Origin of the sequence: uncultured Campylobacter sp. (genome assembly GCF_938017705.1) — a bacterium.
Classification (GTDB): domain Bacteria; phylum Campylobacterota; class Campylobacteria; order Campylobacterales; family Campylobacteraceae; genus Campylobacter_B.
In genome coordinates, this window is sequence record NZ_CALIIS010000053.1 from 1 (window position 1) to 6,696 (window position 6,696).

Annotated in this window: 4 protein-coding genes and 1 pseudogene; all 5 read right to left on the minus strand. The window is 47.7% G+C overall.

The window, feature by feature from the left end:
- Window positions 1-417 precede the first annotated feature (417 nt).
- Window positions 418-2,493: an elongation factor G gene (fusA, locus tag Q0605_RS02755; protein WP_298704022.1), complete on the minus strand. Its 2,076-nt coding sequence runs from the start codon at window positions 2,491-2,493 to the stop codon at window positions 418-420.
- A gap of 9 nt (window positions 2,494-2,502) precedes the next feature.
- Window positions 2,503-2,973 (minus strand): 30S ribosomal protein S7, encoded by a 471-nt coding sequence (gene rpsG, locus Q0605_RS02760; RefSeq protein WP_177386837.1) that lies wholly within the window; start codon window positions 2,971-2,973, stop codon window positions 2,503-2,505.
- 69 nt (window positions 2,974-3,042) lie between these two features.
- Window positions 3,043-3,417 (minus strand): 30S ribosomal protein S12, encoded by a 375-nt coding sequence (gene rpsL / locus Q0605_RS02765; protein WP_291939381.1) that lies wholly within the window; start codon window positions 3,415-3,417, stop codon window positions 3,043-3,045.
- Window positions 3,418-3,500: 83 nt separating this feature from the next.
- On the minus strand, window positions 3,501-3,890 hold the full coding sequence (locus Q0605_RS02770; RefSeq protein ID WP_298704025.1) for a DoxX family protein: 390 nt from the start codon (window positions 3,888-3,890) through the stop codon (window positions 3,501-3,503).
- 35 nt (window positions 3,891-3,925) lie between these two features.
- Window positions 3,926-6,696: pseudogene (locus Q0605_RS02775) on the minus strand (DNA-directed RNA polymerase subunit beta'); the annotation flags it as partial.

Sequence of the window (6,696 nt, forward strand, 5' to 3'; positions counted from 1 at the left end):
GATCCGATATAGGTCTATAATAGTTGCCGCTCTGCCTTAAGGCTGCACCGAAAGTAAAATTTCGCCCCGTTTGCGCGATCCCGCTTGCGGCGATTTTGTCTGTGAATAAAAATCAAAGCGCTATAACGACATGAGTGCTTTCTCTGCGAAAGAAAGAAATCACTAGTAAAACGACAGATGCGGCATCATGAGCGCGTTTTAAGTTATGTTTTGAATTTTTAAATTTAATTGAAATTTTTTGATCTAAATTTGCGATCGGCAGGAGTTAAACTTATGGGTTGAAATTTTATTTGAAGCTAGAGTGAGAGTTTAAATTTTGGCTCGTAAAGCGAGTTAAATTTAAGTGCTGTTTTAAAATTTAAAGAAGCGCCTGGGGTTGGCGATAAAGCTATCGCCGCACCCTAGCGCCCGTTAAGCCTAGCCGTTGCGCTTTTTGATGATCTCTTCGCCGACGTTTTTAGGAACCTCGTCGTAGTGATCAAATTCCATCGAATAGGTCGCGCGACCCTGCGTCTGAGAGCGTAGATCGGTCGAGTAACCAAACATCTCCGAAAGTGGGCAAAACGCGTCGATTATCTTGTTTCCGCCGCGCTCGCTCATGTTATTGACCTGTCCGCGGCGCTTATTTAGATCGCCGATGACGTCGCCCATATACTCCTCAGGGGTTTCTACCTCGACCTTCATCATAGGCTCCAAGATCACGGCGCCCGCTTTTCTAGCGCCCTCTTTAAAGCCCATAGAAGCGGCGAGTTTGAATGCCATTTCGGAGCTATCGACTTCGTGGTAGCTTCCGTCATAGACCGTTACGCGCACGTCCTCGACCGGATAGCCCGCTAAAACGCCGTTTTGCATCGCCTCTTGGCAGCCCTTATCGACTGCAGGGATGTATTCTTTCGGAATCGCGCCGCCTTTAATATCGTTTACGAACTCATATCCGGTGCCCGGCTCCAAAGGCTCTAGGCGCAAAAATACGTGACCGTATTGACCGCGACCACCCGACTGCTTGGCGTATTTGTACTCCTGCTCGACCGTTTTGCGGATAGTCTCGCGATATGCGACCTGCGGTTGTCCGACCTCGGCCTCAACCTTAAATTCTCTAAGCATTCTATCTACAATAATCTCAAGGTGTAGCTCGCCCATTCCCGAAATGATAGTTTGTCCGCTCTCTTCGTCGGTCGTAACCCTAAAGCTCGGATCTTCTTGCGCCAATTTTTGAAGCGCGATACCCATTTTTTCTTGATCGGCTTTGGTTTTAGGCTCCACTGCTACGCTAATAACCGGATCAGGAAATTCCATACGTTCTAAAATTACTTTATCTTTTTCGCTAGCTAGAGTATCGCCCGTAAGAGTGTCTTTAAGACCCACAACGGCGCCGATCTCGCCCGCATATAGCTCTTTGATCTCTTCGCGTTTATTCGAGTGCATCCTTAGCAAGCGTCCGATGCGCTCTTTTTTACCCTTGCCGGTATTTACGACGTAGCTGCCGCTTTCCAAAACGCCGCGATAAACGCGTACAAATGTAAGCTGACCTACGAAAGGATCGGTCATAATCTTAAATCCAAGACCCGCGAACTCACCCTCGTCGGTAGAACTTACGTGAACCTCGCTGCCGTCCTCATACTGACCCTTAATCGCAGGCACTTCATCAGGCGCAGGTAGATAATCTACGACCGCGTCTAGTAAAGGCTGTACGCCCTTATTTTTAAATGCGGTACCGCATAGCATAGGAAAGAAGCTTAGGCTTAAGCAGCCTTTCTTGATGCCCTTTTTAATCTCTTCTACGCTTAGCTCTTCGCCGTTAAAATACTTCTCCATCAAAGCTTCATCAGTCTCTGCTACCGCCTCAATCATCTTGTCGCGATATTCCTGTGCTTTTTCTCGTAACTCGGCAGGAATTTCAACGATCTCAGGAGCAGAAGGACCCTTGCTGTCATCCCAAACGAGCGCCTTCATAGTAACCAAATCTATAACACCCTTGAAATCATCCTCTGCGCCGATCGGAATTTGAATCGGAACCGGATGAGCTTTTAGTCTATCTTTTACCTGCTGTTCGACATTATAGAAATTTGCGCCGACGCGGTCCATTTTATTTACGAAAATAATGCGCGGAACATGGTATTTATTCGCTTGACGCCAAACGGTCTCGCTTTGAGGCTGAACGCCACCTACAGAGCAAAATACTGCTACCGCACCATCTAAAACGCGCATCGAGCGCTCGACTTCGATAGTAAAGTCAACGTGGCCCGGGGTGTCGATCAAATTTATCTGATGATTATTCCAAAAGCAGGTGGTTGCCGCAGACGTAATCGTGATGCCGCGCTCGCGCTCCTGTTCCATCCAGTCCATAGTAGCGGCGCCCTCGTGAACCTCGCCGATCTTATGGCTCATACCGGTAAAAAATAGAATTCTTTCGCTCGTAGTCGTCTTTCCGGCATCGATGTGGGCGGCAATACCGATATTTCTAACCATATGTAAAGGGGTTTTTCTTGCCATGATGCCCTCCTACCAACGATAATGCGCGAAAGCTTTGTTGGCTTCCGCCATCTTGTAGGTGTCTTCTTTCTTCTTAAACGAAGAGCCTTTAGAATTTGCGGCGTCCATAAGCTCGTAAGCCAGGCGCTCTATCATTGTGCGCTCGCTTCTTTTTCTCGCAAAAGAGATAATCCAGCGGATAGCCAGAGCCTGCTGGCGAGCCGGCCTGACCTCGATCGGAACCTGATATGTGGCGCCGCCTACACGACGAGATTTTACCTCCATCAAAGGCTTAACGTTATCAATGGCATCGTTAAAAATTTCGATGCCTTTCTTCTCACCGCCTTTATTGTCGATGAAATTTAAAGCGCCGTACATAATCTCGGTAGCGACGCTCTTTTTGCCGTCGAACATAAGCGAATTAATAAATTTTGTGATTACTTTGCTGTCATAAATCGGATCAGGCATGACTTCCCTAACGGGAGCTTTTCTTCTTCTCATTTTATTCCTTCAAATTTTAAAATTTTACTCAAACTCGGCAAAATCTAGTGCCGGTCTGTTTAGGCTAAACTATTTTTTAGGTCGTTTAGCACCGTATTTTGATCTTGCAACGGTTCGTTTAGCAACGCCTGCAGTATCGAGCGCACCGCGGACGATGTGATATTTAACGCCCGGTAGGTCCTTTACACGCCCGCCACGAACTAGCACTATGGAGTGCTCTTGTAGATTGTGACCTTCACCGCCGATATAGCTGATGACTTCAAATCCACTAGTAAGCCTTACTTTGGCAACTTTACGAAGCGCTGAGTTTGGCTTTTTAGGGGTCGTAGTATAGACCTTAGTACAAACTCCTCTTCGTTGAGGGCAATTCTTTAGCGCCGGAGACTTCGATTTCTCGGTAAGCTTCTTGCGCTCTTTTCTGACCAATTGATTTATGGTTGGCACATCTTTCCTTTCACAAAAATTTATTCAAAAAGATTTGGATTATACTTTGTTTAAACTTACAGAAACGTAAATTTAACTAAATTTTAATCTCTAATCAGTACAAACTCTCCGCCGCCGCAGATCACTAAACAGATCGCAGCAGAAAGATACAGATATACGATTTCCAGCTCAAATCCGCCCACGCCGGTAAGCGCGCTCAACGGGGTATGTAGGACATATATTATCATGAGCACGTTTGCGATCACAAGCAGAGCGCCTATGCGGCAAAATACGCCTATGATTATCATTGCTGGCGCCAGCACCTCGCCTACGTATGCGCCGTAAGCTATCAGATCCGGAATTCCTCTGGCTACCAACATCGATTTCACGCCGTCTATGCCGTGAGTGAACTTAAAAATTCCGTGCATTAAAAGACAAACTCCAAGCCCCAACCTGATAAACAACAGACCGAAATTTATGTTGATCATATTCATGTTTCATCCTTTAAATTTAGTGCTTGCGCCCAAAATTATTTTTTAAGTTTAACTTCCTTGTCTTTATACAAACCGGTTCCGACCGGAATTATGCGACCTAGGATGACGTTTTCTTTCAAGTCCTCCAATCGGTCAAATTTACCCGCGATACTAGCCTCGGTTAGAACCTTCGTAGTCTCTTGGAAGGATGCCGCCGAAATGACGCTATCGCTTCCTACGGCCGCACGAGTTACGCCCAGCAGCACGGACTCCGCGATCGCAGGCTCGCCGCCCATCTTGACGATCCGCTCGTTTTCCTCTTTAAATCTGCGGCGGCTTATCAGATCGCCGACGATAAGCTGGGTATCGCCGCTATCGACGATTCTGACTTGGCGGAGCATCTGAGATACGATGATCTCGATATGCTTGTCGCTGATGACGACGCCTTGGGAGCGGTAAACCTGTTGAATTTCGCTTATCAGATAATAATGCAGCGCCTTTTCGCCTAAAATTCTAAGCACGTCGTGCGAGCTGATAACTCCATCGGTAAGCTTCTCGCCTGCGTGGACGAACTCGCCGTTTCGCACCTGTATCTGGCGGCTCTTATCGATTAGATACTCGGCGCTCGTTCCGTCCTCGCCCTCTATTATAATGCGCTCTTTCGCGCGCAAAGCTTTATCAAAGCGGACGGTTCCGTCGATATCTGCGATAATCGCGGTATTTTTCGGACGGCGCGCTTCAAATAGCTCCGATACGCGCGGCAAACCGCCGGTGATATCTTTTGATTTCGCAGCAGCCTTCGGCGTCCTAGCCAAAATATCCGCAATCGCTACCTGATCGCCCCTATTCGTAAAAATCGCAGTCTTCGGTCCTAGGTTATATTTGATAGGCTCGCCCTTGCTAGGGGTTACGATAATGGCCGGCTTGACGCCTTGCGGAAGGTACTCGTTGATGACCAAACGGCTTTGGCCGGTAGTCTCGTCATATTGCTCCGTAGCGGTGTATCCAGGCTCGATATCCTCAAAGCTGATCTTACCCTCGCACTCTGCAGCCACAGGGATAGAATATGGATCCCACTCGGCGATGATCAATCTATCGTCTTTTTTAGGCTTGGCGATAAGATCTTCGCTTTTTACTACGGTATTGTCGTCGTAAGTAATGACCGATTCACGCGGTATATAGTGGCGGATCGCCTCTCTGCCGTTTTCATCGGAGATGACTACGTACATACCTTTCTCGCTTACGACGTGACCTTTTTTAATATCCTTTAAGCGCTCCAAATAATCGCTCTTGAGGATGAAATATTTAAGCGTGCCGCCTACGCCCGCTTTAATCTTTTTGGTCACGGGTTCGCCGTCTTTGACGCGAAGTTCGCTTGCAAACGGAATTCGCGTAGGGATATTCCAATCCTCTTTGATAACCTCGACTAAGCTATCGTTTTCTTGGATCGTATCACCGTTTTTAAAGACGATATAAAATTTACCCTCTACCTTGCCGCTTACGCCCGCAAGCTCGGTAGGCTTAGCTAGATCGTGGCGGCGGATCGAATATTTAAATTCTTCTTTTTTACCCTTTAGCGTGATATTTACGTCGTCGTGGGTTATATCGATGCTTACCTTGCCGGTAATCGGAGCTTTGATCTTAGGCTCGACCAAAAGTACCGCAGCGTTTCTGCGGTTCATTACGATATTTTTGCCGCCGTTTTCATAGGTCTTTACGTTGTAATATCTGATAAAGCCCTCTTTATCGGCGATTACTTGGCGATCTTGCTGCTCGGTAGATGCGGTACCGCCGGCGTGGAAGGTTCGTAGCGTAAGCTGCGTGCCCGGCTCGCCGATTGATTGCGCAGAGATGATACCGACCGCTTCGCCCGGTTTTACTAGCTTGCCCTCGCCCAAATTTACACCGTAGCACTTCGCACAAACCCCTTTTTCAGCCTTGCACGTAATAGGCGTACGGATGCTTACGGATTTGATGCCGGCATCGACTATGGTGCGTACCTCATTAACGCCTAGAAGCGTGCCTTCGGTAAATAAAATTTCATTCGACACCGGATCAATTACATCCGAGCTTAGCACCCTACCCATAATCCTATCGGCTAGGCTTTCTATTTGCGTTCCATTCTCTACAATCTCGGTAACCTCGATACCCTCGTGCGTGCCGCAGTCGTGCATCGTAACTCTGACGTTTTGCGCGACGTCGATCAGCTTTCGCGTTAGATATCCCGCATTTGCGGTCTTTAGCGCCGTATCGGCAAGACCTTTACGCGCGCCATGAGTCGAGATGAAGTACTCATTTACATTCAGACCCTCTCTAAAATTTGAAGTAATCGGCGTCTCGATGATCGAGCCATCCGGCTTACTCATCAAACCTCTCATGCCCGCTAGCTGCTTGATCTGCTCCGCGCTACCTCGCGCGCCGCTATCAGCCATCATATAGATCGAGTTAAAGCCGTCCTTATCCTTCTCCATCATCTTCATCATCTCATCGGCTAGCTTCTTGCTGGTGCTGGTCCAGATGTCGATCGTTTTATTATAGCGCTCGCCGTCGGTTAGCAAGCCCGCGCCGTATTGGTTCTGAACCTCTCTAACCTGCTTTTTAGCCTCTTCGACGAGGCTTGCTTTGGACTTCGGCACGATGATGTCCGAAACGGAGATCGAAACGCCCGCTTTAGTCGCGGATTCAAAGCCTAAATTTTTAAGATTATCCAAAAATTCCGCGCTTATCTCAAGGCCACCGTTTTTATAGACGTAATCGACAAGCTCGGCGATATCCTTTTTCTTCATGATCTTATTCCAAAGATGATCCGGAATAAAGCTAGGCAGGA

What these genes read in the sequence shown, in the direction of transcription:
- fusA (WP_298704022.1), bottom strand. Translation starts at nt 2,493, where the DNA reads ATGGCAAGAAAAACCCCTTTACATATGGTTAGAAATATCGGTATTGCC.
- rpsG (WP_177386837.1), bottom strand. Translation starts at nt 2,973, where the DNA reads ATGAGAAGAAGAAAAGCTCCCGTTAGGGAAGTCATGCCTGATCCGATT.
- Q0605_RS02770 (WP_298704025.1), bottom strand. Translation starts at nt 3,890, where the DNA reads ATGAATATGATCAACATAAATTTCGGTCTGTTGTTTATCAGGTTGGGG.